Here is a 23902-nt window from a genome sequence, read left to right as displayed (position 1 = left end):
CAAATCGGGCGACCTTCATTTCTTGTGGTTAATGGGGCGTAAGCAGCGGATTTCTGTGCATTTTCTGCACTGTGTTAACGATTGTGGCGCGGGTTTTGCGGTGTGATTCCCGCTGCCTTCGGGGTTGCCGCGCGCGGCTCTGCCACGAACCTTAACGGCAAACGCTAAAATGCGACACAAATGCCCCCGCAAATCGCCGGACACCGGCATTTCCTTAAAATTTGAAGCAAATGCCGCTCGATTTCGAAAAGCCGTCTTGTGATTCCCACCGTAATGTCGATCTCAACAAGGGGCCGGGCACCAAGAGAACGCCGGCAGGCTCCTAAGGTTTAGAAGGTGGCGTGAACGGGTATCAGGGGATACCACGGCGCTGCGGGATGCCGAAGGTGCAAAAGCCGGCTACAAGACTGGCGGGCCGCGGCAGCCGAACGAAGGATGGGCAGAACATGTGGTTTCTCATCAAGGCGACATTCTGGTTTTCGCTGGTGCTGGTGTTGCTGCCATTCCTCGACCCTTCGAGCGCGCAGAAACTCGAACACGCCCCGAAAGTAGAACTGGGCGACACCTTCTCCGCTGCCAATGAGGCGTTCCAGTACATCAGCGCCATCTGCATCCAAAAGCCGGATGTCTGCGAGAAGGGTGCCGAAACCTTCGTTGCCCTGGGCCACCGGGCGCGCGAAGGCGCCCGCATCGCCTACGAATTCCTCGATACCCAGTTTGCCGAAACCGATGCAACGACGCCGGATGCCAAGGTGACGACCGGTACGGTCACGCCGGCTGCCGACATGGTAACTCCGGCGACCGAGGTCAGCACCATCGACGCCGAACCCGTGTTCAAGCGCACCCCGGTTCCGGAAAAGCGCCTCGACCCCAAGGCTGCCGTTATCCAGTAACAGCACCCCTTCCGCACATTTCTGACTTACTGCCTGACTTGCCGTCCTGTTGCGGCCGCCGCGAGGAGCCCATCCCCTCGCGGCGTTTTCTTTTTTGCGCCCGCAACCGCTGATTTTCTCGCCGCACAGCCACACGCAAGCCCTGCCTGTTTAGGTCCGCCATACCGACAGGTGGAGGCAGACAATGCAGATCTATGGGCTTTTCTCGAACGCCGGCGTGACACGCCCGGCAACGTCCGGCGCCGCCCCCGGAACAGTGGGCGAAAGCAAGAGCCCTGCGTCAACCGCCCTGCTTCTTGGCCGCGACGACGAAAGTGCTGCGAACCGCGCTGCTGCCGTCAAGAAGAAGCTCGACGAAGTCAAGGAGCAGCTCCGAATGCTCCGGTTCTTCGCATCGGACCCGGAAACGCTTGCAAGGCTTGCCAAGCAGCTTGCACAACAGCTCGGCACGGCCGCCCAGCAACTGGCCGGCGCCGGCGGCGGGGGAGCTGTCAGCGGCGTCTCATCCGCCGCGACTGCGGCCACCACGGCAGCCACCGCGCTTGCCGATGCCGGTAGCGGGCAAGCGGAAGCGTCCGGCGCGCAAGCCGATGCCGCCGCGGCTGACATTGAGGCTGAGCCCTCATCGGGACCGGCAAGCTTTGCCGAACGCGCCTATCGCGAATTCGGCGGGGATAACGACGGCTCCGATCCCGTGGCGAAGGTGGCAGCCGAACTCAAATCCGTTGCCGAACAGGTGAAGCAACTGCTGCGCAAGGCGGAGCAGGAATTGCGCGCCAAGGGATCCGGCCGTGATGCGGATGAGGCCCGTACTGCCGGCCAGGCGCTTTCGGCCGCCACCGGCAATATCGAGGGCGCCGGCGGTGGCACGACCGTTTCCCTCAGCATCCCGACAAGTATCTCGGTCTGACAGGGAAAGCGGTTGCCGTATCCGTCGCACATTTGCCGGTTCTCAATGGCTCTGCCATCGCCTATATGATGGCTGAAAGCCCGAGCGCCTGACGGCGGCGGGCAAGAACAGGGATGAAAGTGTTCGCGGCAAGGGCCGGCGAGCTTATAATCACCCGACGAATGGACCGGACCATGACGACGCTCGACCAGATCATCGACGATTTCGCCTTTCTTGAAGAATGGGAGGATCGCTATCGCTTTGTGATCGAGCTCGGCAAGGCGTTGCCGGAGATGCCTGAAGCCAAGCGCACGCAGGAAAACAAGGTTCAGGGCTGCGCCAGCCAGGTGTGGCTCGTGACCAATGCGGCCGGCAATCCCGAGGATCCCGTCCTCAACTTCGAAGGCGAATCCGACGCCCATATCGTGCGCGGGCTCGTCGCGATCGTGCTGGCCATCTACTCCGGCAGGCATGCCTCCGAAATCGCCAGGATCGACGCGATCGACACCTTCGGCAAGATCGGCCTGATCGAACACCTTTCGACCCAGCGCGCCAACGGCCTGCGCTCGATGATCCGCCGCATCAAGAACGAGGCGGAGCTTCGCCTGGCGGCTTGAGCAGAGTGCCGGCCGGACGCGCAATCTTTCCATCCCATGCAAACACAAAGGCCGGACACTTTGGTCCGGCCTTTGTGAAACATGCCCATATCCGTCATGCGCCGGGCAGTTGGGCCCGCGAGACGAAGGTCTTACTTGCCGCGACGCTTGCGGCGCTGGCCGAGGCCCATTTCCTTGGCGAGGCGCGAACGTGCTTCCGCATAGGCGGGCGCGACCATCGGGTAATCGGTCGGCAGGTCCCACTTCTCGCGGTATTCTTCCGGCGACAGATTGTGGTGGGTCATCAGGTGGCGCTTCAGCGACTTGAAGGTGCCACCGCATTCGAGGCAGGTGATCTGGTCGTCCTGAACGGACTTGCGAACCGATACGGCCGGCTTCGGCTTTTCGACGGGAATGACGACCGGCGCGGGAGCCGCCGTGTTGTTCAGCGCCGAATGCACATCTGCGATCAGCGTGGGAAGCTCGGCGACCGGAACCACATGATTGCTGACGTAGGCGGCAACGATTTCCGCCGTCAGCTCAACCAGAAGTTCATGGCTCGCGCCAAGCGCTGTTTCAGTCATTTCTTTCTCCTATCGGACTTAAGCACAACCCGAAACGGCGTTTCGGGGGAGGAACGCTTGCAAGAGCCGTCAGGAAGCCTTGGCTGCCTTGGGATGGACCATCAACGCGGCAAGGAGAAACACCGGCCGCGATATCAAGAGCTGGAACTTGATTACAAAACCTGCTGCCGAGTCACCGGTGACGACCGAACTCTCAAAGCAACGATCAACATTCACAACTCAAGCTGGAATTTCAGATCAAAGTATTTTCCACGACGACACTTTACATTTACTCGATTAACATCGATGCGCGAAATGTCCAAACATAAATTTAGCGGCACTTAGCAAGTTTATCTCCAAATTGCTAAAATGGCCACACTCGATCGTAATGTTCTGAAATACAGTTTCAGAACTGTCGTCGATCAGTCGCGACGCGGCTCTTCCTTTTGCGGAAGCTGATCTATGACAGACAGCTTAGTCAGCCTGTAACCTGCCTGATGTGCGGCTTTTGCCAAGAGATGAGCCGAGATCGGCGCAGTCAGAACGAAGAAAAAGAAGCCTGCAAGCGCGCGAATCAAAATAGCCGGATCGAGAGAATGCACGCCCGCGGCCAGAAGCAACAGGCCCGATCCGATCGTGCCGGCCTTGGAGGCCGCATGCATGCGCGTATAGAGATCGGGGAAACGGACGATGCCGATCGCCGCCAGCAACGAAAAGATCGCACCACCGACCAACAGGACGGCGACCAGCAGGGTAACGGCCATATCGAGCACCGGGCTCATCGGCGTCCTCCCTTGCGTTTGCGCTGCGTCGATTTGCCCCTTGGCGCGGACCCGCCTTTGGCCTGCGGCACGCGTCCGTCGGCGACGGCTTTCTCGGGCGAGAGGCCGCGCGCCAGCACGAAGCGCGCAAAGGCGACCGTCGCCAGGAAGCCGACGAGACCTAGCGCGATGGCGATGTCGATGTAAAGGTTGAAGCCCGTGCGGATCGCCACGACTGCAATCAGACCAATCGCAATCGCCACCAGCATGTCAAGGCCAAGCACCCGGTCAGGCAGCGTCGGGCCGCGAATGATGCGCCAGACCGTCACCAGAAGAGCGATGGACAGCACGACAAGCGCAAAACCCGTGGCAAGGGATTCTATCTGATCGGCCAGGGTCATTCGAAGGCCTCCTTGATCCGGCGCTCGAAGCCATTGGCGATATCGCGCCTGAGGCCACCCGGATCGGCGCAGTCGAGCGCATGGACATAGAGCGTCTTGCGATCGTCGGAGACGTCGACCGACAGCGTTCCCGGCGTCAGCGTGATGAGATTGGCCAGCAGCGCGATTTCGAAGTCGCTCTTGACCGTCAGCGGATAGGCGAAGATGCCCGGCTTCAGCACCATCTTCGGCTGGATGACCAACAAGGCGACCTTGGTCGCCGAGATCGCCAGTTCCTTGAAGAACAGCGCGGTCAGCAGGAAGAGCTTGATCGGGCGCACCGGGTAGGCAACGGGCTCAAGCTCGCGCCGGATGAGAAAGAGCGACAACGCTCCGACGGCAAAACCGAGGATCAGGTTGGCAGGCGAGAAGCTGGCGCTGATCGCGCCCCAGATCGCCGTGAACACGAGATTGATGGTCAGGAACTTGGTCACGGGGCACCTCCCGGGAAGACCGAGTTCAGGTAGGCCGACGGTTCGGAAAGGCCTGCGGCGGCATTCTGAACCATGGATAGCAGTGGCTCGGGATAAAGGCCGATGGCGAGCGCCAGCACAGTCAAGGCGGTGAGCGGCAATAGTGCCGCCGGCGCGATCGTCGCGGATGCAGAGGCGCCCTCACTGGACCCCGCATCGCGCCAATAGGCGAGCAGGAAGAAGCGACCGGTGACGATGGTCGTGAGGAAGCCGGTCAGAAGCAGGACGGCTGCTAGCCACCAAGCGCCGATATCGAGCGCCGCCTTGACCAGCATGACCTTCGGCCAGAAGCCGGAGAACGGCGGCAAGCCGGACACGGCGAAGGCCAGCATGAGCGTCAGCGCGGCGAAACCGGCATGGCGGCGATAGAGGCCTGCCAGCGAAGTCAGCGAGAAGCTGCCGCCGAGCCTCGCTGCGACACCGGACGCGAGGTAAAGCGCGGTCATGACGAGCATCGAATGCAGCGCATAGAAGATCGCGCCGCCGATACCACCCGGGCCGCCGACGGCGACGCCGGCAAGGATCGAGCCGATGCCGGAGACGACGAGATAACCGAGCATGCGGCGGAAGTCCGACTGGGCCAGCGCACCAAGCACGCCGACGAGCATCGTCAGCGCGCCGGCAATGGCGATGACGAAGCTCAGTTCCTCGCGCTCGACCGGGAGCAGCATGACGGTGACGCGAATGAGCGCGTAGATCCCGACCTTGGTGAGAAGGCCGGCAAACAGGGCCGAGACCACCACGCGCGGCGTATGGTAGGACGCCGGCAGCCAGAAATTCACCGGAAAGGCTGCGGCTTTCATGCCGAAGGCAAGCAGGAACAGTGCCGTCAGCGTCATAAGCGGCGCTGTGCCCGCGAGCCCCTCGGCCTTACGGGCGATGTCGGCCATGTTGAGCGTGCCGAAGCTTGCATAGAGATACCCTGTGGTGATCAGGAACAGGGTAGTCGCAACGAGGTTGAGGAAGCCGTATTTCACCGCGCCGTCGATCTGCTCGCGTTCGGAGCCGAGTACGATCAGGCCGAAGGACGAGATCAGCAGCACCTCGAACCAGACGTAGAGATTGAAGACATCGCCGGTCAGGAAGGCGCCGGACACACCTGCCATTAGCAGCATCAGGAACGGATAGAAGCCGTAGCGCCGGCCGCTGTCGTTGATATCGGCAAGCGAATAGATGCCGCCTGCAAGCGCCACGACGGAGGCGGTGAGCGCAAAGAGCGCGCCGGTCAGATCGACGGTGAAGGCAATGCCGAAGGGTGGCAGCCAGCGCCCCATCACCATCGTTACGGGTCCGCTTGCAAGCACATGGCGCAGAAGAAGCACATCGATGATGACGAGCCCGGCCAGTCCGGCAACGGCGACGTAGGGATGCCAATCGATCTTCCGGCGCAGCATTACGAGCAGCGCGCCGATTGCGAGGCACCAGGCAACCGGCAGGATCACCAGCCAGTCGGCAGACGCGACGGGCTCGAGCACGAGCGCGGCGGAGAGATCTGCGGGAGGAGAGGTTGTAGCGGCCATGGGTCGGTCAGTATCCAAGCGGCGGGGCCGGCTCGTCCTTCGGCTCGGCAACGCGCATCTCGTCGGTGTTGTCGGTTTGCAGCTCCTCGTAGGCCCGCCAGGCGAGAACCAGCAGGAACGCGAAGAAGGAGAAGGAGATGACGATCGCCGTCAGGATCAGCGCCTGCGGCAGGGCGTTGGCGGCGGGACCGACGAGCGCATCCTGATCGCCAGGGACGACCGGTGGCACGCCGCGGGTCAGCCGACCGCCGGTGAAGATCAAGAGGTTGACGGCATTGCCGAGGATGGCGACGCCAAGCAGCACCCGGATGATATACTTCGACAGGAGCAGATAGACGGCGACCGTGAAGAAGATGCCGACAAGCAGAGCGAACCAGGCCTCCATTACTCGCCTCCCCGCTCTTCGAGCGAAAGCGCAATCGAACTGATCGCACCGACGACCACCAGATAGACGCCGCAATCGAACAGCATCACCGTCGAGAGCGGCACTTCCAGGCCGAGCACCGAAGGATAGATCCACAGGCCGGTCATGAAGGGCACGCGGGCGGCGATAGAGACCAGGCCGGCGATCGTCGCGGCCAGGAGGCCCGCCCCGGCAATCGCCATCGGGTGGAAATAGATCGCACGACGCACCGTCTCGACGCCGCAGGCGATGCCGTAGATCGCCAGCGCCGACACCGCGATCAGGCCGCCGATGAAACCGCCGCCGGGCTCGTTGTGGCCGCGCAACAGGACGAAGATCGAAAACAACACCATCAGGCTCGTCAGGAACGGCGCGACGGCGCGGAAAATCACCGACTTCATGCGCGCTCCTCCGCATCCGGATCGTTATCGGCGATACGCCGGAGCGAACCTGCCCTCAGGCGAACGAGCGACAGGATCGCAAGGCCCGTGACCATCACCACGGCGATCTCGCCGAGCGTGTCCGTGCCGCGGAAATCGACGATGATGACGTTCACCACATTGGCGCCGTGGGCGATCGACTTCGAATAGAGGTTGAAGAAGTCGGTGAGCGTCGTATCGAAGGGCACCCCCGTCACTTTCAGCAGCATCAGCCCGAAGCCGAGGCCGCAGGCGAGTGCGATGGCGAGATCCGGGATCTTCTGCGCAAGCGGACGATGGTCCGACGGCGAAAGCCGGAGCCGCGTCATCACCAGCGCAAGCACGACGACCGAAAGCGTCTCGATCATGAACTGAGTAAAGGCCAGATCCGGTGCGCCGTAGAGGAGGAAGATGACGGCGACGGCAAAGCCCTGGATGCCGAGCGAGACGATGGCGGTCAGCCGGTCGGCGGCAAGCACCACCGCGACGAGGCCGATGACCGCGATCGCCATGATCGCCAGTTCATGCAGCGGCACGTCTGCGGCAAAGAACGGCGCGCGCGGGAACTCGCCATAGGCGATCGGCACGACCAGGAGCACAAAGGCGACCAGGATGAAGGTCGCGGTCATGTAGACTTCGAGGCGCCCCGACTGCAGCCGTCGCGTCAGCGCGACGGAGAAACGGACGAGGCCGCGAATGAACTGGTCGAAGCCGCGATCCGGACCCCAGCCGATATCGGAAAGGATCGTCGCCATGAAAGCGCGCACGCGGTCGAGCTTCAGATAGAAGCCGATGCCGATTACGGCGGTCGCGATCGACATCATCAAGGGTAGGCCAACGTGAGGAAGGACCGATATCGTCACCGTCCGCGGCTCGCCGGCAACCGCCGACGCCATCGGCGTCGATACCAGTTCGTGCGTCAGCCCCGAAAGCAAGGCGGCGGAGAGCCCCTTGGCCGCGAGCAGCGCAGGGCCGAGCCAGAGCAGGATCGGCGCCTCGTGCGCCGCCTTCGGCGTCTCGACCTTGGCGCCGATGAACGGCTTCAGCGCGACTGCAAAGGCCACGGCGAACATCAGCGCGTTGCCGAGGATCGCGATTGCGGCAAAGACCAGGGAACGGCGATCAAAACCGGAGAGAGCGTAGTAGATCTCCTCCTTGGCGATGAAGCCGAAGAAGGGAAACAGCCCGCCCATCGAGAACGCCGCGGCAAGCGCGATGACGAAGGTGAGCGGCATGGCGGAGCGAAGGCCCCCTAGCCTCGTCACGTCGCGCGTGCCGGTCTCGTGATCGATGATGCCGGCGACCATGAACAGGGCGCCCTTGAACAGCGAATGGGCGACGAGGTAGAGCACCGCCGCTTCGATCGCATGGGGCACGTCAAGCCCGATCAGCATGACCAGCAGGCCGAGCGACGCCATCGTCGTATAGGCGAGCATCAGCTTCAGATCGGTCTGGCGGCAGGCAAGAGCCGCGCCAATGACGAGCGTCGCACCCCCGAAGAGCGGCAGAAGGATCTGCCACTCGGGCGTGCCGCCGAGCACCGGGTTCAGCCGCATCAGCAAGTAGACGCCAGCCTTCACCATGGTCGCCGAGTGCAGGTAGGCGGAGACAGGCGTCGGGGCTTCCATGGCGTTCGGCAGCCAGAAATGGAAGGGGAACTGCGCCGACTTGGTAAAAGCGCCACCGAGAACGAGAAGCAGCGCCGCCAGATAGAACGGGCTTTCGCGCATCTCTGGCCCGAAAGCCGACAGCAGCGAGAGCTGGGTGACGCCGCTGACATTCCAGATGATCAGCAGTCCTGCGAGCAGGAACAGGCCCCCGCCCCCGGTCACGACCAGCGCCTGCAGAGCCGCGCGCCGCGCCGCCTCGCGCGAATGATCAAAACCGATCAGCAGGAACGAGGTGATCGAGGTCAATTCCCAGAACACGAACAGCATCAGGAAGCTGTCGGAGACCACGAGCCCGAGCATCGAGCCCATGAACATCAGGATGAAGGAAAAGAACCGGCCCTGCTGCGGGTGGCCTTTCAGATAGCCACCGGCATAAAGCACGATCAGCATGCCGATGCCGGCAATCAACAGGACGAATGTGAGCGACAGCCCGTCGATCAGCCAGGAAAAGCTGACATTGAACGAAGGTATCCAGGCATAACCGCCCGTAACCACCTCGCCCTTGGCCACTTCCGGCCAGAAACCGGCGAAGTGCAGAACGACGCCCAAGGGGAACAGCGCAAGCACCCAGGCCGCATTGTGGCCGAGAAGGCGCGTCAGAAGCGGCGCGAGCAATGCCGCGACGAAAGGCAGTGCAAGGGCCAGAAATGTCAGGGCCGCAACATCCATCGTCCAGGCCTGCTCCTTTTAATTCATCGTATAATCGATCGAACCCCCGACATAAAAGAAGGGGGTTGGGGTCTCAAGCCTTATCCAGATAAAATCGGCGTTATGTGTCTGCCAGTTCGGCCGGACGAACCGAAGCGGAGCCCCTGCAATACCAGATTCGCGCGCTTTAGGCGGCGGCCGCCAACAACAATTAAAATGCTGTTAGCAACATCTTCATCGGGCGGCGGGGGATAGATCGAACATTCTGGAAACCGAACTGCAAGACGTGATAGTTGTATTTGCAGACACCCTCAATTCAGAATGAACAGACGCGACGACGACGCCGGCAGACCTTGCGACGGCTGAGACGCGGTTGCCGGTGCCGCAGTCGCTAGCGGCAGGCACGAAACAGAAGACCACACATCGAATGGGCGGGACCCGCTTGGAACGATCTCGCATAGTCGTCATCGCCAGTATCCTGGCTGCCCTCGGCGCGATCCTGCCGATGCTGGCAGCCTATTACCTTTCCTGGTCGATCGCCGTGCGTAGCGAGCAGGCACGGCTTGCCCGCCTCGCCGACTATGCCATCATGCGCGCCGACGCCGCGCTCGATGAGGCGTCGCGGGCGCTGAAGACAGCCGACCGGCTCGACCTTCCGCCATGCATGGCCACACATATCGCGGCGCTGCGCTCGCTGGTCGTCAACATCACCGCCATCGAGGACATCGGCTATTTCGAGAACGGGCTGCTCAGATGCACCTCGTGGGGCTACCCGCCGCGCCGCCTCACCCGCGCACCGCCTGCCGATTTCTTCGCAAGCAACGGCGTGGAGGTCATCCCGCGGATGTATCCGACAATCAGCACCGGCGCGCCCATGACGGCATTCCGGTACCATTCCTACACGGTGCTGACCAACCCGGTCCGTTTCGTGGACGTGATCGCAGAGCCCGGCACCCGGCTTGCCGTCGCCACCAAAAACGGCGTGCTGGTCAGCACCCTCAACGATCCTGACCCGCAGCTTACGGAGCAGCTTGCCGATCTTCCGAAGACCGGCAGCAATGCCGACGACCTCTTTGCAACGTCACGGGATGCCAACTGGATCGCGGTTGCCACTGCGCCCAGTATCGCCATTCTCAGCGACATGGATCGGGAACGCCTGCTGCTGCTGCCGGGCGGGGCGCTGGTTGCGGCGCTGATGGTCGGGCTCGTCGTCTGGCTGTCCCGGCGTCGCCTGTCGCCGCTCGGCGAGCTTTCGATTGCCGTGCATCGGCGCGAGTTCATCGTGCACTACCAGCCGCTGATCGAGCTCAAGACCGGCATCTGCGTCGGCGCGGAGGCTCTGGTGCGCTGGCGGCGGCCGGATGGGCAGATGGTCCGGCCGGATCTCTTCATCCCTCTTGCAGAGGAAAACGGGCTGATCGAGGAGATCACCGATCAGGTTCTCTATGCGACGATCGCCGAGCTGAAGAGCGTGCTCGTCGCCGACCGCTCGCTGCACATCGCCATCAACCTCGCCGCCGACGACCTGAAATCCGGGCGCATCCTGCCGGTGATCGAGAGGGCGCTTCGAAACACCGGCATAATAGCGGAACAGATCTGGCTGGAGGCAACCGAACGCGGCTTCATGGACGTGAAATCCGCCCGGACGACGATCGAGGAAGCGCGTCGGCGCGGCCACTCGGTGGCCATCGACGACTTCGGCACCGGCTATTCGAGCCTGCAATACCTGCAGGAGCTTCCGCTCGATGCGCTGAAGATCGACAAGTCCTTCATCGACACGATCGGCACCGATTCGGCCACCAGCTCGATCACGCCGCATATCATCGACATCGCCAAATCGCTCGATCTCTACATCGTCGCCGAGGGGATCGAGCGGCAGGAACAGGCCGACTATCTCATCGAGCGGGGCGTGCAATACGGCCAGGGCTGGCTGTTCTCCAAGGCGCTGCCGGCGGCCGAGTTCATCACCTTTTACAACGACAGCAAACGCAGGCTCGGGGCCGGGCCGGCGGTGATCCGCCGCGAAATCGCTTGAGGTCCGTCGCGGAACGGGCGCTGGCGATGTTTGCGCGCGCGGTCGCGCATTCCTATATAGTCGCCGCAACGACAGGAGACTTTCATGACGACCGTAAAGACGCCGAAAGTGGTGAAAACCGATGCGGAATGGCGGGCGCAGCTCTCGCCGGAGCAGTATCGCATCACGCGACAGCAGGGCACCGAGCGTCCGTTTACCGGTCCTTTCCTCAGCAACAAACAAACCGGCACCTACGAATGCGTCTGTTGCGGCCGGGCGCTGTTCCGCTCCGACACCAAGTTCGATTCCGGTTGCGGCTGGCCGAGCTACTTCGCCGCGATCGACGATCAGGCGATCCGCGAGATCGAGGACCGCTCCCACTTCATGGTGCGCACCGAAATCCGCTGCGCCGATTGCGACGCCCATCTCGGTCACGTCTTTCCCGACGGCCCGCCGCCGACGGGGCTGCGCTATTGCCTGAACGGCCATGCGATGACGTTTACCGAGGATTGACACCGGAGCCTGGAAGGAGTGGCATGGGGTGCTGTTCCGCCGGGAACCGCCCCGTGGCGCCAACCGCGCTAGAAGTAATAGATCGAGCAAGCGAGAGGAGGTCCGCATGCTACGCATCCTGACTGCCCTCGCCTTGCTGCTCCCTTCCGCCCTGACGGCGTCGGCGGCAGAGGATTGGGTTCCCTACGCCAACGCCCGATTTGGCTATGTGCTCGACATTCCCCCCGGCTTCGAACTGCAGAGCGAGGGCGATAATGGCGATGGCGCGAGTTTTCATGCCAGCGACAACGGCGCGACCCTTTCGGTCTTCGGCAGCACGCTCATGGACGGTGACTTCGAGACCGACGTCAACGACCGCATGGGTTACGAGCGGGAGGGTGACTGGCGGATTTCCTATTCCCGCGTGACGGCGGCCTGGGCGAGTTTCTCGGGCGCGCGCGGTGACGAAGTGTTCTATACCCGCGCGATCGCGCTCTGTGACGGCAGCGCCGCCTATTTCCGCCTGCAGTATCGCAAGACCCGGCTCACCAGCTTCGACGGCGTGATTTCGCGCATGGCGGAGGCCCTGAGGCCTTCGGAAGGCTGTCAGCATCCACCGATCGCTGCTGCGGCCGGCGAAGCGCCGAACTGATCGCCCCTCAGGACGCGGCGCTGAAACAGGTCAGCACGGCCGAATAGTGCACCGCCGCGCCTGTTACGACGAAGCCGTGCCAGATGGCGTTCTGGAAGCGCAGTTTTTCCCACACATGGAAAATCACGCCGGCGGAATAGATGATGCCGCCGATCAGGATCAGCACCAGCGTCGTTGCCGTCAGCGCCGACAGCAGCGGGCCAAGCGCGAGCACGCCGCTCCAGCCCATGGCGAGATAGAGCAGGATCGCCAGCCGGTCGAAGCGCCCCGGAAAGAGACACTTGATGGCGACGCCAAGACCGGCGATCGCCCAGATGCCGATCAGCATCACGAACAGGAACGGATCATCGAGGCCGCGCTGCAGGAACGGCGTATAGGTGGCGGCAATCAGAACGAAGATCGAGGAATGGTCGAAGCGGCGCAGGAACCACTTGGTGCGTGAAACCGGGTAGAGATTATAGAGAAAGGAGATCGAGAGGGTCGCAAGCAGCCCGGCGCCATAGACGGCCGCGGCGGCGAGCTGCCCCGTCGTGCTCCATAGCGTTGCGTAGAAGATCAGCGCGGTCACGCCAACCAGTGCAGCCGCCAGGCCGATGCCATGAACGATGCCGTCGGCAATCAGTTCCGAGCGGTCATAGTTCCATTTGACGCCTGCGAATTCCACGTCTTCCCTTTCCCCGAGCCTTTTCTTCTCCAGCGGCGCGCATGCCCGTCGCACCGCAACGTTTCCACCATCCTGCCACAAGGCCTCTTCGCCGCAAAGAAGTAGCGGCGTGGCAAAAGCATCAACTTTTGCAACGCACTACAACAATGCCATAACAAATCTGCGAAGTTTGGAACGAGACTTGCCCAAGGCCACGGCGATGACCACATGAACGGCCGGAACACGCCGATCGGGAGGATCATCATGTCAGTCTTGCGCACCCCTCAGCCGGAGGAAGCGGCCGTGCTCAGCGACCTCTGCCTGCGATCGAAGGCTATTTGGGGCTATGACGAGGCTTTTCTTGAAGCATGTCGACCGGCCTTGACGCTCACGGCCGACGACTGGACGGATTCGGACCTGCAGGTGGCCACGGACGGCGAACGCATCGTCGGCCTGGCGCAGGTCCGCGGGAGCGGCAACCACGTCGAACTCGACAAGCTGTTCATCGAACCGGAAGCACGGGCGGCAGGCATTGGCCGACGGCTTTTCGACTGGTGCGTCGCCGCGGCGCGCAGGCGTGGTGCAACGGTCATGACGATCGACGCGGATCCCGGTGCCGCCGACTTTTACCGCCGCATGGGGGCCGTCGATGATGGGGTCGTCGCGTCGAGCGTGATCCCCGGGCGGTTCCTGCCCCGGCTGAAAGTGGATTTGGGGAGCGGCACGACCGCCTGACGTCACCGCCCGCCGCGGGCGACCTCGGCGGCGCAGTCCTGACAGAGCGGCGCATGAGGAACGGCCTGCAGGCGCGCCGCCGAAATCGGCAGGCCGCAGCGCACGCAGATTCCGAAGGTGCCGGCGGCGATCCGATCGAGCGCGGCGTCGATCCCGCGGATTTCCTCCTGGCCCGCAAGGCCAAGGCCTTCGAGCACCTCGTCCCCTTCCCGCTCGGTCACCCGGTCCGGGACATCAGCATTCATCGGCTCATCGAGATCGTGCTCGATCTTGACCAGACGCCCCTGCAGCTCGGCCTTGCGGCGGGTCAGGCGGTCGTGAAAGTCGTCAAGCCCATGTTTGTCCATCTGAAGACTCCTTGGCGGTGGCGGCGCGAAGGTCACGCGCCGCATGCGCTCTTGTTGTTCGTGGCTTACCGGTCGACGAGAACGGCACAGGGGCAATGGCTGACGACCCGGCTTGCCGTCGATCCGATGAAGTAGTCGATGAGGCCCGGCCGATGGGATGCGATGATGACGAGATCGGCGTTTTCTTCGCTGGCAAAGGCGTTGATGGTGCCGGCGGCCCCGCCGGTGCGGATTTCGATGCGGCCCTTGATCCCGTGCTTGGTTTTAAGCGCCTCGAGCGTCTTCAGCGCCTGCTTGCGGGATTCCTCGACCATTTCCAGCGGGAAGTCGACGATCATGTAGCCTTGCGCATAGGCGTTCAGGTCCTCGACGACGTTGAGCAGGATAATCTCGCCCCCTTCATCGATCAGCTTTTCGGCAATGCCAAGCACGGATTCGCCGTGTTCGAGCTGATCCATGGCAATCGGGACGATGATCTTCTTGTACATGCTGTACTCCTTCTGTTGCCCACTCGGATCGCCAGGCTGCTGCCACAGGCCAATCCCTCGTCTCAAGATTGCGCCTCGACGGCATCTTCGGCTTTGATTGAAATCAAATCGAAAGCGCTGCGCGCGCACGGCCCCACTCGAAATGAGGTAGGGCGACGACAATCACTGTCAACGCGCGTCGAACACAACATCAAGTGACTGACAGTCTTCCGTGAACGAACGAGGCGGCCCATATTCCGAGCAGTTTCGACGAAACTGAAACGGCGAACCGGCCGTAGCTTCGATACCAAGGAGACCGATATGACCTCGCAGGAGACTTTCCACATGCTGACCGACCATGCGCTTGCCATGCCCGCGCATGTCGAGCATGCGCATCTGGTCGTCCAGGACCTGCCGGCCGTTTCCGCCTGGTATCAGAAGATCATGGGCTTGAGCCCGATTGAAACCAGCAAGAGCGGCGAGACGCTCGGCGTCAACGGCCGCCCGCTGCTGACGCTGACGACCGAGGGCAACGCCGCGCGGGCACCGCGCAACGCGCCCGGCCTGTTCCACAACGCCTTTCTCGTGCCGAACCGCGAAGAGCTCGGCCGCTGGCTCGCGCATATCGCACACAACAATGTCCGGCTGCAGGGCGCGTCCGACCACCTGGTCAGCGAGGCGATCTACCTTGCCGATCCCGAAGGCAACGGCATCGAAGTCTATCGCGACCGACCGCGGGCCGAATGGAGCTTCAAGGCCGACGGCACCGTCGGCATGGATACGCTGCCGCTCGATCTGCAGGCGCTCTACGACGAAGCGCCCAAGGACAACTGGGGCGGCATGGCGGACGGGACGGCCATCGGCCATATCCACCTGCAAGTTTCCGATATTCCTCAGGCCGACGCCTTCTTCCGCGATGTGCTGGGCCTGGGGCTGATGGCACGCTATCCCGGTGCGAGCTTCTTCGGCGCGGGCAAGTACCACCATCACGTCGCCGCCAACATCTGGAACTCGCGCGGCGCGCCGAAACGTGAAGGCCACATGACAGGACTGTCGGACTACACGATCCAGTACAAGGAGCCGGCTGAACTCACGGCAGCGCTTGCGAAGCTCGAAGCGCTGGAAATCGCCGTCAACCGCAACGGCAGTGGCCACACCCTCGTCGATCCCTGGGGCATCGGCCTCAAGCTCGTCGCCTGATCCTCTCTCCCAGGCCACAGGCGCCTTTGCGCCCGTGGCAAACTTGCCGGCCGCAGCCGCCTCAGGCGCTGCGGTCGTATTTTTGCTGGGCTTGCAGCACGGCCTCTATGTTCTCCTCCGCCCAGCGCGTCAGCGCCGCGACCGTCGAGGTCAGCGTGCGGCCGAGCGGCGTGATCGCATATTCCACCGTCACCGGCACCGTCGCAAAGACGCTGCGGCTGACGAGCCCGTCCCGCTCCAGCTTCTTCAGGGTCTGGGACAGCACCTTCTGCGAGACGCCGTCGATCTCGCGCTTCAACTGGTTGAAGCGCACCGGCTGTTCATCGAGCTTTCCGAGCACCAGCACGGCCCACTTGTCGGCAAGCCTGTCCAGCACCAGGCGGGTCGGACAGGTCTGGATATAGACGTCGTACTCCATCGGGCACCCCATCGCGGTTTCCGGGCGGAAACCATGTCACCAAAAACTGCCTCCTTTACAGCATTTTCCCGCACGAATATCTAGTATCCATTAGCAACATGGTTTCATTTGGATACTTAGGAGAAAACGATGGCAGGCAAGATTCTGGTTCTCGGATCGAACGGAACGATCGGCAGCAAGGTGGTGCGGGGACTGGTCGCGCGTGGCGAGACGGTCAAGGCCGCGTCCCGCAAGGCGACAGCCGTTGACGGCGCGGAAGCCGTCGCCTTCGACTACGAGGATGCCGCAACCTTTGGCCCGGCGCTCGAAGGCGTCGACCGTCTGTTCGTGCTGACACCGGCGGGATATCTCGATCCGGTCGGGCTGGTCGGACCGATCATGGCCGCCGCTGCCGCGCGCGGCATCAAGGTTGTGCTGATGACCGTCATCGGCGTCGACGCCGACGACAAGATCCCCTATCGCCAGCTTGAGCTGCAGCTCGAGAAAAGCGGAGCGCCCTTCGTCATCCTGCGACCGAACTGGTTTTCCGACAATTTCCAGAGCTACTGGATAGAAGGTATCCGCCACGGCGCGATCGCGGTTCCGGCGGCCGAAGGCAAGACGAGCTTCATCGACACCCGCGACATCGCCGAAAGCATCGTGGCAGCGCTGACGAGCGACACCTTCAACGGCCGCGCCTTCAACCTCACCGGGCCGGAAGCGCTGAGCTATGACGAGGCGGCAGCGATCCTGTCGCGTGTGACCGGCAAGCCGGTCGCCTACACGCCGGTCGATGACGGGACCTTCGTCGGCATGCTGGTCGGCGCTGGCGTGCCTGAGGACTATGCCCGCTTCCTCGCTTCGATCTTCCATCCCGTGCGCGAAGGCTGGGTGGCAAACCCGACCGGCGATGTGAAGACGCTGACCGGCCACGCGCCGCGCAGCCTGGAAACCTACGCCAGGGACAATTCCGAGGCCCTCAAGGCCTGACCGGCCCCCCACGATGGCCGCCCGTCCACACCCGGGCGGCCTGCGTCAACACGCCGCTGGATAGTTCGCCGACAACCGATCAATAAACTTGAGTATTATACTCACATATTTTAACCGCATGCCCAATCGGCCTCGCCCAAGGCCGCATACATGCGGAGTTAATAATATGAAAAATAAGAATTTTCTTGCTGCTGCCCTCGCAAGCAGCGCACTTCTTTCGAGCCCCGCGCTGGCGGTGGATTTTCGTCCGCAGGCGGAAATCGAAGGCGGCTTCTTCAGCGGAGGGTCAGCTGCCGGCGGCGGCTTCTTCCTCCCCTTCGTGCTCGATTCGGGCAATGCGATTTTCATCGATACACGCGGTACCATTGCCAATGACTCCGTCCGACAGGGCTCCATCGGTGCGGGCTATCGCTTCCGCGCCAACGACCAGTGGGTCATCGGCGGCTACGGCTATTACGACTATCTGAAAAGCGACTACGGCAATTCCTTCAGCCAGCTGTCTTTCGGTCTCGAGGCGCTCAGCGGTGACCTCGAAATGCGCAGTAACTTCTACCTGCCCCTGACCGGCGCCAAGACACTGAGCGCCTTCAATGCCGCCTATGTGCGCGACCACGTGCTCGTCTTCCAGGAAGGCAAGGAACGGGCGCGGCGCGGCATCGACGCCGAAATCGGCGGGCGCCTGCCTGTTTTCGCCGAAGACTCCAACGTTCAGCTGAAGGTTTTCGGCGGCAGCTACTGGTACGGCGGCCGCAACCTCGGCGACATGTTCGGCGCCAAGCTGCGTGCAGAGCTGACCTTTGCCGACCTGCCGGGTCTTTCAGAGGAATCGACCGTCTCGCTCGGCGTGACCGGCACCTATGACAACGAGGACAAGCTGAAGGGCGCCGTCATGGCACGGCTGCGCATCCCGTTCGGCGCGACCGGCTCGACCGCCGACGCCTTCGATCCGATGACCCAGCGTGTCGAACGCGCCACCCGCATCCGCACCCATGCCGGCGCCACCGGCGACGTCGAGGCCGCACAGCTTGCCGGCACCGGCCGTAACGCCGGCCGGGTCGTGACCGTTTCATCGGCCTCCGGCAATGCCTCCGACATCAACGCCCTGATCGGCGCTGCCGGCGCCGACGCGCTGATCCTTGCAGACGGCAACCTCGGTCTCGACCGGACACTCGCGCTCGGCAACGGCCAGACGCTCCTTGGCGGCGGCGGCGCAATCGCCGTTAACGGCGCGCGCAGCGGCGCGACCGCAACCTTCGTCAACCGGGGCGCAGCCACGACGATCACCGGTTACAACCCGGCCCAGGACGTCATTGCCATGGCGTCGGGCAGCACCATCTCGTCGCTTTCGGTCCGCGGCGGTCTTGCGGGTATTTCGGCGACCGACGCCAAGGGCGTTACCGTCGACAATGTCGATATTGCCGCGACCAACCACGACGGCATCCGCTTCACGCGGGTCGATGGCGCACTGGTCCAGAACAGCCGCATCCACGACCTCTACATCTGCGAAAACAACACGACCTGCGAATTCTCGATCTACAACCCCAACAAGGCACCCTATGCCGCCGTCAGCTCCGTCGGCAGCCGCAACGTAACGGTGCGCGATACTGTCATCGACAAGGTCACCTATGGGGTCTTTGCCGGCGGCGAGTTCAGGAAAGTCGGACGGACCGATTACGAACTGGTCACCGGCACGCAAAACGTCACGCTCGATAACGTGACGATCAGCAACTCCCGCCGCGAAGGCGTGCTGCTCGTCGCCGGCAAGGATGTCAGCCTCAACCGCGTGACGGTCGACAATGCCAAGCAGGACCGGGACATGGATCTCGTGGTGCTACAAGGCACCTCCAATGTCGCGATCAACGACATGCGGCTCTTTGGCGGCATCAACGGGCTGATGCTGGTATCGAGCCCGAACCTCGATGCGACGACCACCAACGTCAACGTCAAGGGACTGACCGTCGACGGCACCCGCAACGCCGGCATCTTCTTCAATCCGGTCTCGGGGATTTCGCTCGAGGACGTCAAGGTAACGAATGCCGGCACCTATGGCGCCTTCATCTACGGCAACGAGTTCGAATTCCTTGGAGGACCGGTGCGCGACATCGTGCTGAAGAACATGACCGTCGACAAGGCCGGGAAGGCCGGCCTCTACTTCTCGGGCCCGGCCGAAGACGTCACCGGCAATGTCAACGTCACCAACACGCCGAAGGATTGCACACTCGACAATGGTTGGTCGGCCGGGACGATCACCCAGTCACCAGGCTCTGTTCTGACCGTCAATGGCGCCAAGCTCGACCAGGGCAACGCCGCGGCCCGTTGCCGCTGATAGCCCGAAGCCACGCCCGGGCGACCGGGCGTGGCTCTTTTTGCCGGTTTGCTTCGGTGCACTATGCCGGGCGGCGGCATTCGAAGGTGACAACATGGTCACCTTCCTTTGGAGCACGGCCCAAGGCATAGTCGCCGGAAACGACGAGATCGACGAAGCCGGCCGCCTGTAGCGTCAGTGCCATTTCCTGAACGCCCCACCAGCGCATGGTGAAGAATTCAAGCTCGCTCGACGCCAGTCGTCCTTCTTGCCAGAGGTCGTAGCGCAGGTGGGAAACGGTCGTCTGGCCGATGATGTCGGTCTTCACCCGCTGGCTGGTCAGGGTCAAAAGCTCGCCCGCCTCCGTCTGCCAGCTGCGCACATTCGGCTGCAGGTCCGCGACCATGTCGCCCGGGTAGAGATCGAAGATCAACCGACCACCCGGCGCCAGGTGATCGTAGAAGCGCTTCAATACGGCCGATGCCGCTGCATGATCGGCGATCAGCTGCAAGGAACCGGCGGGCACGACAATCGCCTCGAAACGCTTGTCATAGGTGAAGCTCTCGAAGGTCTGGCGAGACAGGGCCGGCGCAAAGCCGCGGCCAGCACATTGGGCGAGGCAATAGTCGAGCATGTCCTGCGAAGCATCAAACCCGGAGACATCGAAACCGGCCTCCAGCAACGGGATCAGCGCTCGACCGTTGCCGACAGCCGGCTCCAGGATCGGCCCACGACAGCCGTCGAGCCTCTTCCGGTAATACTCGATGTCGCCGAAAGACTTTCCAATATATTTGTCTAAATTATAAACATGAGAGGCAAGTCTGCCATAGGTATTGTTCACGATACCTCAGCTCCCGATAAAACAAAGCAACGCTGCGCTTTATACGGAAGTACGTGACCAGGGGTTGTTGTTTGCCGGCCACGCCTACGGTTTATCGTCGCCGCCCAAACGCGTCAGAAGCGCGCCGGCCGGATGAACTTGCCGTAGACCCAGCCCTCCTGCCAGTTTCCGTTGCGCTGCGGATCGTGCCAGATCTGGCACCAGGTGGCTCGCACGGCCCGGCGCTGGGCGGAAACCGACCAGCGAGCGATGCGCTTCAGATCGACGCCGTTCATGCAGCGGCCGGTCATCTGCAACTTCGTGCCGTTGGGATAGCCGGCGCGGATCGCCGAGGAGGAGGATGGCCAGGCCCGCGCGTTGAGCACGTCGTTCCAGTCGACCCCCGACACTTCCCAGGCGACGAACGTGCTTGCAGTGGCGGGAAGTGCAGCGGAGAGCGCCCCGGCCAGGATGGCCGCCGGCATCAGTTTGTTGAACATGCCCATCTCGATTGCCCCTTGGTCAGGCCGCCGGTTGTTGCGGCAGGAAACAGAATGCGGCCCCTCGCCTGAATTGCAACTGAATGGATTTCACGACGAGAGCGCCGCCCCTATCCGAGAACGACCTGGGCGAAGCCGCCCGTCCCGGCTTTCCGGGACGGGGCTTTGTCAGCCTGGCAGGCGGCAGACGACGCCGACCAGCCGCGCGACCACGGGGCGGACCATGAGCACGCAGAAAAAGGCGACGGGCATGGCAAGCGCGTAGGAACCGAGCACGCGGGCCGGGTAGCCGGCGTCAATGCCGGTGTTGGCGCCGACGATGACGCAGCACATCAGGAACGCCATGATCGCCGACATGAAGAAGGCAAAGGCAATGGGCGCCGCGCGCGACGGCAGCTTGCGGCTACGCGCGAGCCGCGGCGCCGATAGGGTGTCTTCCATCGGAAGTCTCCTGGTTTGATCGAGGGGACCACCCCCTCGTTTCTGGCCGCACTATACGGATCGAGTCTTCGCCAGGTAGGCCATTGCAGCCTTGTTCAGAAACAGGCAAAACCATCGAATAGATGTTTCTATTCGATGGATTGTATTATGGACACTTTGCGTGGCGTCGAGAGTTTCGTCAGGAGCGTCGAGGAAGGCAGCATCGCTGCTGCAGCGCGAAAGCTCGGGATTACGCCCGCTTCCGCGAGCCAGAACATCGCCCGCCTGGAACGAACGCTCGGCAGCCGGCTCTTGAGCCGCACCACGCGCCAGCTGGGTCTGACCGAGAGCGGGCGGATCTACTACGAGCGGGTGCGCGGCGTCGTACACGAGCTGGAGCTTGCGGCCGCCGCCGTCTCGGCACTCAGTGCCGAGCCGCGCGGACCACTCAAGATCGCCTCGTCCGTCGCCTTCGGCCGGCATGTGGTTGCGCCGCTCGTTCCCTCCTTCGCCGCCAGATATCCGGATGTCTCGATCGAGCTCGTCGTCACCGACCGCGAGATCGACCATATCGGCGAAGGCATCGACATCAGTGTGCGCTTCGGCCTGCAGCTCGAACAGGGGCTGATTGCCCGCAAGCTGGCCTCCGTGCCGATGATCATCTGTGCGGCCCCCTCCTATCTGGAGCGGCGCGGGCGCCCGCAGCGGCCGGAAGATCTCGTGCACCACGATTGCCTCGTCTACCGCTATGCCGGGCATGGTCGGATCTTTCGCTGGGCGTTTACCCGCGACGGCCTGCGCTTCGAGCCGGAACTGAAGGCGACGATCGTCAGCAACGATATCGACACGCTCGCCGAGATGGCGATCGCCGGCGCCGGCATCACCCGGCTCGGCGCCTTCATCGCAGCGCCCTTGATCGAGCGCGGGCTGGTGGTGCCGCTCTTCGGCGAACTGCCGCAGGAGGGATTGGCCAGCACCGACCACGAGCCCTTCGACTTCTACGCCTGTTTTGCCGACCGCCAGGCGCAAACGCCGAAGGTGCGCGCGTTCATCGAGCATGCGGTGCAGAGCCTGAAGGGGCGCTGGTAGGTCTTATCCACCGGTGGCCGGGACCGGAGCGGCAGGCGTTTCCTTGCGCACGACCTCGACGCCTCGCCGCTGCTTCAGCCGATAGCCGACCTCGACGATGGCATGGATGGCCGGGATGAACTCCGCGCCGAGCTCACTGAGGCTGTATTCCACGGAAGGCGGCGACGTCGGCATGATCCGCCGCTCAACAGCGCCCTTCTCCTCAAGCTCCTTCAACCGGGTGCTCAGCACCTTTGCCGAAATACCGGGCACGTCGATCCTCAACTCGCTGAAACGGCGCGGCCCGGCGCTCAAGGACCAGAGGATGTTCGGCGTCCATGCGCCACCGAGCAGCACCATGCACTCGCCGACCGGGCAGTTCGGCGGCAAGGCCGCAGCCCGATTTTTCCGAATTTTCAAGCTCATGGGCAAAACTTTGCAGTTACCGCCGGGAAACCGGAAAGGGAGGTAACATAAGGTTATCTGATATACAAAGGTTATCGCTTCGGCTTAGGTTCCGCCGTCCTCGACAAACGGGCAATCATTTCAGAAGGAACCAGATCATGAAGCTCTATTACGCCCCCGGCGCCTGCTCGCTTTCCCCCCATATCAGCCTGCACGAGGCCGGCGCCGACTTCGAGATCGTCCGGGTCGATACCAAGACGCATCGCACCGAGACCGGTGCGGATTACAAGGCGGTCAACCCCAAGGGCTATGTGCCGGCGCTGGTGCTGGAAGGCGGCGAAGTCGTTACCGAAGGTGCTGCCGTGGTGCAGTACATCGCCGATCGCTTTCCGGCGGCGAAGCTTGCGCCTAAAAACGGCACGCTGGCGCGCACCCGCCTGCAGGAACAGTTGAACTTCATCGCGTCGGAACTGCACAAGGCCTTCTCGCCGCTGTTCAACCCGAACGCATCCGCCGAGGCAAAGGAGGCAGCCACGCTGCAAGTGGCGAAACGCTTCGGCCATGTCGAAAGCCTGCTTGCGGACGGACGCCCTTATCTGCTCGGGGAGGCCTTCTCCGTCGCCGACGCCTACCTCTTCACGGTCGTCAACTGGAGCAGCGGCACCGGGATCGCGCTCACGCAATGGCCGCATCTCGCCGCCTACATGCAACGGATCGGCGCACGTCCTGCCGTGCGCGCCGCGATGCAGGCAGAAGGCCTGGTCGCGGCATGAGTGCGTCACCGAAGGATCCGCAGTTTACAGCCGTCATCGACGTCCTCCAACGCTACTTCGACGGGCTCTATCGCAGCGACGCCGACATTCTCAGGCAGGTCTTCCACCCGAAAGCGCTCTATGCCACCGCGACAGACGGAACCCTGCTCGAACTCGACATGGACAGGTACTTTCCGATCGTCGAAAAACGTCCCTCGCCCGAAAGCCGAGGCGAAGCGCGCATCGACCGTATTCTCTCGATCGAATTCGCCGGCCCCGTAACCGCGTTTGCCAAGGTGCAATGCGCCATCGGCGAGAAGGCCTTCACCGACTTTTTGTCCCTGGTCTTTATCGACGGCCGCTGGCAGATCATCGCCAAGGTCTTCCACTACGACATCGCATCAGCGCAATAGGAGAAGC

The 23902-nt window shown here is 62.8% G+C and carries 29 protein-coding genes; 13 read left to right on the top strand and 16 right to left on the bottom strand.

What is annotated here, in order from left to right:
• Window positions 1–446: 446 nt before the first annotated feature.
• The 3 genes from M2267_RS05140 to M2267_RS05130 all read left to right on the top strand — a co-directional run bounded on the left by M2267_RS05140 (window position 447) and on the right by M2267_RS05130 (window position 2399).
• Window positions 447–893 carry a DUF5330 domain-containing protein gene (locus M2267_RS05140; protein WP_043620146.1) on the top strand — a complete coding sequence of 149 codons (447 nt, stop codon included), beginning with the start codon at window positions 447–449 and terminating at the stop codon, window positions 891–893.
• 184 nt (window positions 894–1077) lie between these two features.
• Entirely contained in the window at window positions 1078–1803 is a 726-nt protein-coding gene (locus M2267_RS05135; protein ID WP_429112923.1) for a hypothetical protein, read from the top strand.
• Window positions 1804–1976: 173 nt separating this feature from the next.
• Window positions 1977–2399 (top strand): SufE family protein, encoded by a 423-nt coding sequence (locus M2267_RS05130; RefSeq protein WP_429112921.1) that lies wholly within the window; start codon window positions 1977–1979, stop codon window positions 2397–2399.
• 131 nt (window positions 2400–2530) lie between these two features.
• Here the strand turns inward: M2267_RS05130 and mucR are convergent, their stop codons facing one another.
• The 8 genes from mucR to M2267_RS05090 all read right to left on the bottom strand — a co-directional run bounded on the left by mucR (window position 2531) and on the right by M2267_RS05090 (window position 9296).
• Window positions 2531–2962, bottom strand: a complete 432-nt coding sequence (gene mucR / locus M2267_RS05125; RefSeq protein WP_043620098.1) for an exopolysaccharide biosynthesis transcriptional regulator MucR — start codon at window positions 2960–2962, stop codon at window positions 2531–2533.
• Window positions 2963–3363: 401 nt separating this feature from the next.
• Complete coding sequence (gene mnhG / locus M2267_RS05120; RefSeq protein ID WP_043620151.1) at window positions 3364–3705, bottom strand: monovalent cation/H(+) antiporter subunit G; 342 nt, start codon at window positions 3703–3705, stop codon at window positions 3364–3366.
• A gap of 14 nt (window positions 3706–3719) precedes the next feature.
• The gene (locus M2267_RS05115; protein WP_043620100.1) at window positions 3720–4103 is read right to left on the bottom strand and encodes a cation:proton antiporter; all 384 of its coding nucleotides are present in this window, start codon (window positions 4101–4103) and stop codon (window positions 3720–3722) included.
• On the bottom strand, window positions 4100–4576 hold the full coding sequence (locus M2267_RS05110; RefSeq protein WP_043620102.1) for a Na+/H+ antiporter subunit E: 477 nt from the start codon (window positions 4574–4576) through the stop codon (window positions 4100–4102). Before M2267_RS05110 ends, M2267_RS05115 begins: the two co-directional genes overlap by 4 nt.
• Window positions 4573–6135, bottom strand: coding sequence for a Na+/H+ antiporter subunit D (locus M2267_RS05105; protein ID WP_043620104.1), 1563 nt, complete (start codon window positions 6133–6135; stop codon window positions 4573–4575). Before M2267_RS05105 ends, M2267_RS05110 begins: the two co-directional genes overlap by 4 nt.
• 7 nt (window positions 6136–6142) lie before the next feature.
• Window positions 6143–6520, bottom strand: a complete 378-nt coding sequence (locus tag M2267_RS05100; protein WP_192447472.1) for a Na+/H+ antiporter subunit C — start codon at window positions 6518–6520, stop codon at window positions 6143–6145.
• Entirely contained in the window at window positions 6520–6939 is a 420-nt protein-coding gene (locus M2267_RS05095) for a Na(+)/H(+) antiporter subunit B (protein WP_429112919.1), read from the bottom strand. Before M2267_RS05095 ends, M2267_RS05100 begins: the two co-directional genes overlap by 1 nt.
• Window positions 6936–9296: a putative monovalent cation/H+ antiporter subunit A gene (locus tag M2267_RS05090; RefSeq protein ID WP_429112918.1), complete on the bottom strand. Its 2361-nt coding sequence runs from the start codon at window positions 9294–9296 to the stop codon at window positions 6936–6938. Before M2267_RS05090 ends, M2267_RS05095 begins: the two co-directional genes overlap by 4 nt.
• 421 nt (window positions 9297–9717) lie before the next feature.
• Here M2267_RS05090 and M2267_RS05085 point away from each other — a divergent pair, with 421 nt between their 5' ends.
• The 3 genes from M2267_RS05085 (at window position 9718) to M2267_RS05075 (ending at window position 12433) form a co-directional block, all read left to right on the top strand.
• Window positions 9718–11310 carry an EAL domain-containing protein gene (locus M2267_RS05085; RefSeq protein WP_429112915.1) on the top strand — a complete coding sequence of 531 codons (1593 nt, stop codon included), beginning with the start codon at window positions 9718–9720 and terminating at the stop codon, window positions 11308–11310.
• A gap of 84 nt (window positions 11311–11394) precedes the next feature.
• Window positions 11395–11802 (top strand): peptide-methionine (R)-S-oxide reductase MsrB, encoded by a 408-nt coding sequence (msrB, locus tag M2267_RS05080; RefSeq protein ID WP_043620111.1) that lies wholly within the window; start codon window positions 11395–11397, stop codon window positions 11800–11802.
• Between the two features lie 106 nt (window positions 11803–11908).
• Window positions 11909–12433, top strand: coding sequence for a hypothetical protein (locus tag M2267_RS05075; RefSeq protein ID WP_052201899.1), 525 nt, complete (start codon window positions 11909–11911; stop codon window positions 12431–12433).
• A 7-nt stretch (window positions 12434–12440) separates the two neighbouring features.
• Here the strand turns inward: M2267_RS05075 and trhA are convergent, their stop codons facing one another.
• Window positions 12441–13097, bottom strand: coding sequence for a PAQR family membrane homeostasis protein TrhA (trhA, locus tag M2267_RS05070; protein ID WP_429112912.1), 657 nt, complete (start codon window positions 13095–13097; stop codon window positions 12441–12443).
• 207 nt (window positions 13098–13304) lie between these two features.
• Here trhA and M2267_RS05065 point away from each other — a divergent pair, with 207 nt between their 5' ends.
• A complete protein-coding gene (locus M2267_RS05065) occupies window positions 13305–13811 on the top strand; it encodes a GNAT family N-acetyltransferase (RefSeq protein ID WP_429112909.1) in 507 nt (168 codons plus the stop codon).
• Window positions 13812–13813: 2 nt separating this feature from the next.
• On the opposite strand, the gene M2267_RS05060 is transcribed toward M2267_RS05065, so the two are convergent.
• Window positions 13814–14158: a TraR/DksA family transcriptional regulator gene (locus tag M2267_RS05060; protein WP_429112906.1), complete on the bottom strand. Its 345-nt coding sequence runs from the start codon at window positions 14156–14158 to the stop codon at window positions 13814–13816.
• Between the two features lie 65 nt (window positions 14159–14223).
• A complete protein-coding gene (locus M2267_RS05055; protein WP_043620117.1) occupies window positions 14224–14646 on the bottom strand; it encodes a universal stress protein in 423 nt (140 codons plus the stop codon).
• Window positions 14647–14946: 300 nt separating this feature from the next.
• Here M2267_RS05055 and M2267_RS05050 point away from each other — a divergent pair, with 300 nt between their 5' ends.
• On the top strand, window positions 14947–15825 hold the full coding sequence (locus M2267_RS05050) for a VOC family protein (RefSeq protein ID WP_429112902.1): 879 nt from the start codon (window positions 14947–14949) through the stop codon (window positions 15823–15825).
• A gap of 61 nt (window positions 15826–15886) precedes the next feature.
• Here M2267_RS05050 and M2267_RS05045 read toward each other — a convergent pair whose 3' ends face one another.
• Window positions 15887–16255, bottom strand: a complete 369-nt coding sequence (locus M2267_RS05045) for a winged helix-turn-helix transcriptional regulator (protein WP_371258899.1) — start codon at window positions 16253–16255, stop codon at window positions 15887–15889.
• A gap of 117 nt (window positions 16256–16372) precedes the next feature.
• Here M2267_RS05045 and M2267_RS05040 point away from each other — a divergent pair, with 117 nt between their 5' ends.
• Together M2267_RS05040 and M2267_RS05035 are read left to right on the top strand one after the other, a co-directional pair.
• Window positions 16373–17212, top strand: coding sequence for an SDR family oxidoreductase (locus tag M2267_RS05040; RefSeq protein WP_429112900.1), 840 nt, complete (start codon window positions 16373–16375; stop codon window positions 17210–17212).
• 166 nt (window positions 17213–17378) lie between these two features.
• The gene (locus M2267_RS05035; protein WP_429112898.1) at window positions 17379–19538 is read left to right on the top strand and encodes an inverse autotransporter beta domain-containing protein; all 2160 of its coding nucleotides are present in this window, start codon (window positions 17379–17381) and stop codon (window positions 19536–19538) included.
• Window positions 19539–19599: 61 nt separating this feature from the next.
• On the opposite strand, the gene M2267_RS05030 is transcribed toward M2267_RS05035, so the two are convergent.
• From M2267_RS05030 to M2267_RS05020, 3 genes are all read right to left on the bottom strand, one after another.
• The gene (locus tag M2267_RS05030; RefSeq protein WP_429112897.1) at window positions 19600–20358 is read right to left on the bottom strand and encodes a class I SAM-dependent methyltransferase; all 759 of its coding nucleotides are present in this window, start codon (window positions 20356–20358) and stop codon (window positions 19600–19602) included.
• Window positions 20359–20471: 113 nt separating this feature from the next.
• Window positions 20472–20837: an SH3 domain-containing protein gene (locus M2267_RS05025; RefSeq protein ID WP_429112895.1), complete on the bottom strand. Its 366-nt coding sequence runs from the start codon at window positions 20835–20837 to the stop codon at window positions 20472–20474.
• A 168-nt stretch (window positions 20838–21005) separates the two neighbouring features.
• Window positions 21006–21278 (bottom strand): DUF2798 domain-containing protein, encoded by a 273-nt coding sequence (locus M2267_RS05020; RefSeq protein ID WP_043620131.1) that lies wholly within the window; start codon window positions 21276–21278, stop codon window positions 21006–21008.
• A 147-nt stretch (window positions 21279–21425) separates the two neighbouring features.
• Between M2267_RS05020 and M2267_RS05015 the strand changes: the two genes are divergently transcribed.
• Window positions 21426–22346, top strand: a complete 921-nt coding sequence (locus M2267_RS05015; protein WP_429112894.1) for a LysR family transcriptional regulator — start codon at window positions 21426–21428, stop codon at window positions 22344–22346.
• 3 nt (window positions 22347–22349) lie between these two features.
• On the opposite strand, the gene M2267_RS05010 is transcribed toward M2267_RS05015, so the two are convergent.
• The gene (locus tag M2267_RS05010; protein ID WP_043610890.1) at window positions 22350–22751 is read right to left on the bottom strand and encodes a winged helix-turn-helix transcriptional regulator; all 402 of its coding nucleotides are present in this window, start codon (window positions 22749–22751) and stop codon (window positions 22350–22352) included.
• A gap of 137 nt (window positions 22752–22888) precedes the next feature.
• Here M2267_RS05010 and gstA point away from each other — a divergent pair, with 137 nt between their 5' ends.
• Together gstA and M2267_RS05000 are read left to right on the top strand one after the other, a co-directional pair.
• A complete protein-coding gene (gene gstA, locus M2267_RS05005; RefSeq protein ID WP_429112892.1) occupies window positions 22889–23503 on the top strand; it encodes a glutathione transferase GstA in 615 nt (204 codons plus the stop codon).
• Window positions 23500–23895 (top strand): nuclear transport factor 2 family protein, encoded by a 396-nt coding sequence (locus M2267_RS05000; protein ID WP_429112891.1) that lies wholly within the window; start codon window positions 23500–23502, stop codon window positions 23893–23895. The genes gstA and M2267_RS05000 overlap by 4 nt, the downstream gene beginning before the upstream one ends.
• Window positions 23896–23902: the final 7 nt, after the last annotated feature.

The sequence above is a fragment of the Ensifer sp. KUDG1 genome (assembly GCF_050434285.1).
Classification (GTDB): domain Bacteria; phylum Pseudomonadota; class Alphaproteobacteria; order Rhizobiales; family Rhizobiaceae; genus Ensifer.
Note: the sequence above shows the minus strand (reverse complement) of the source record. Positions and strands in the feature narration are given on the sequence as shown.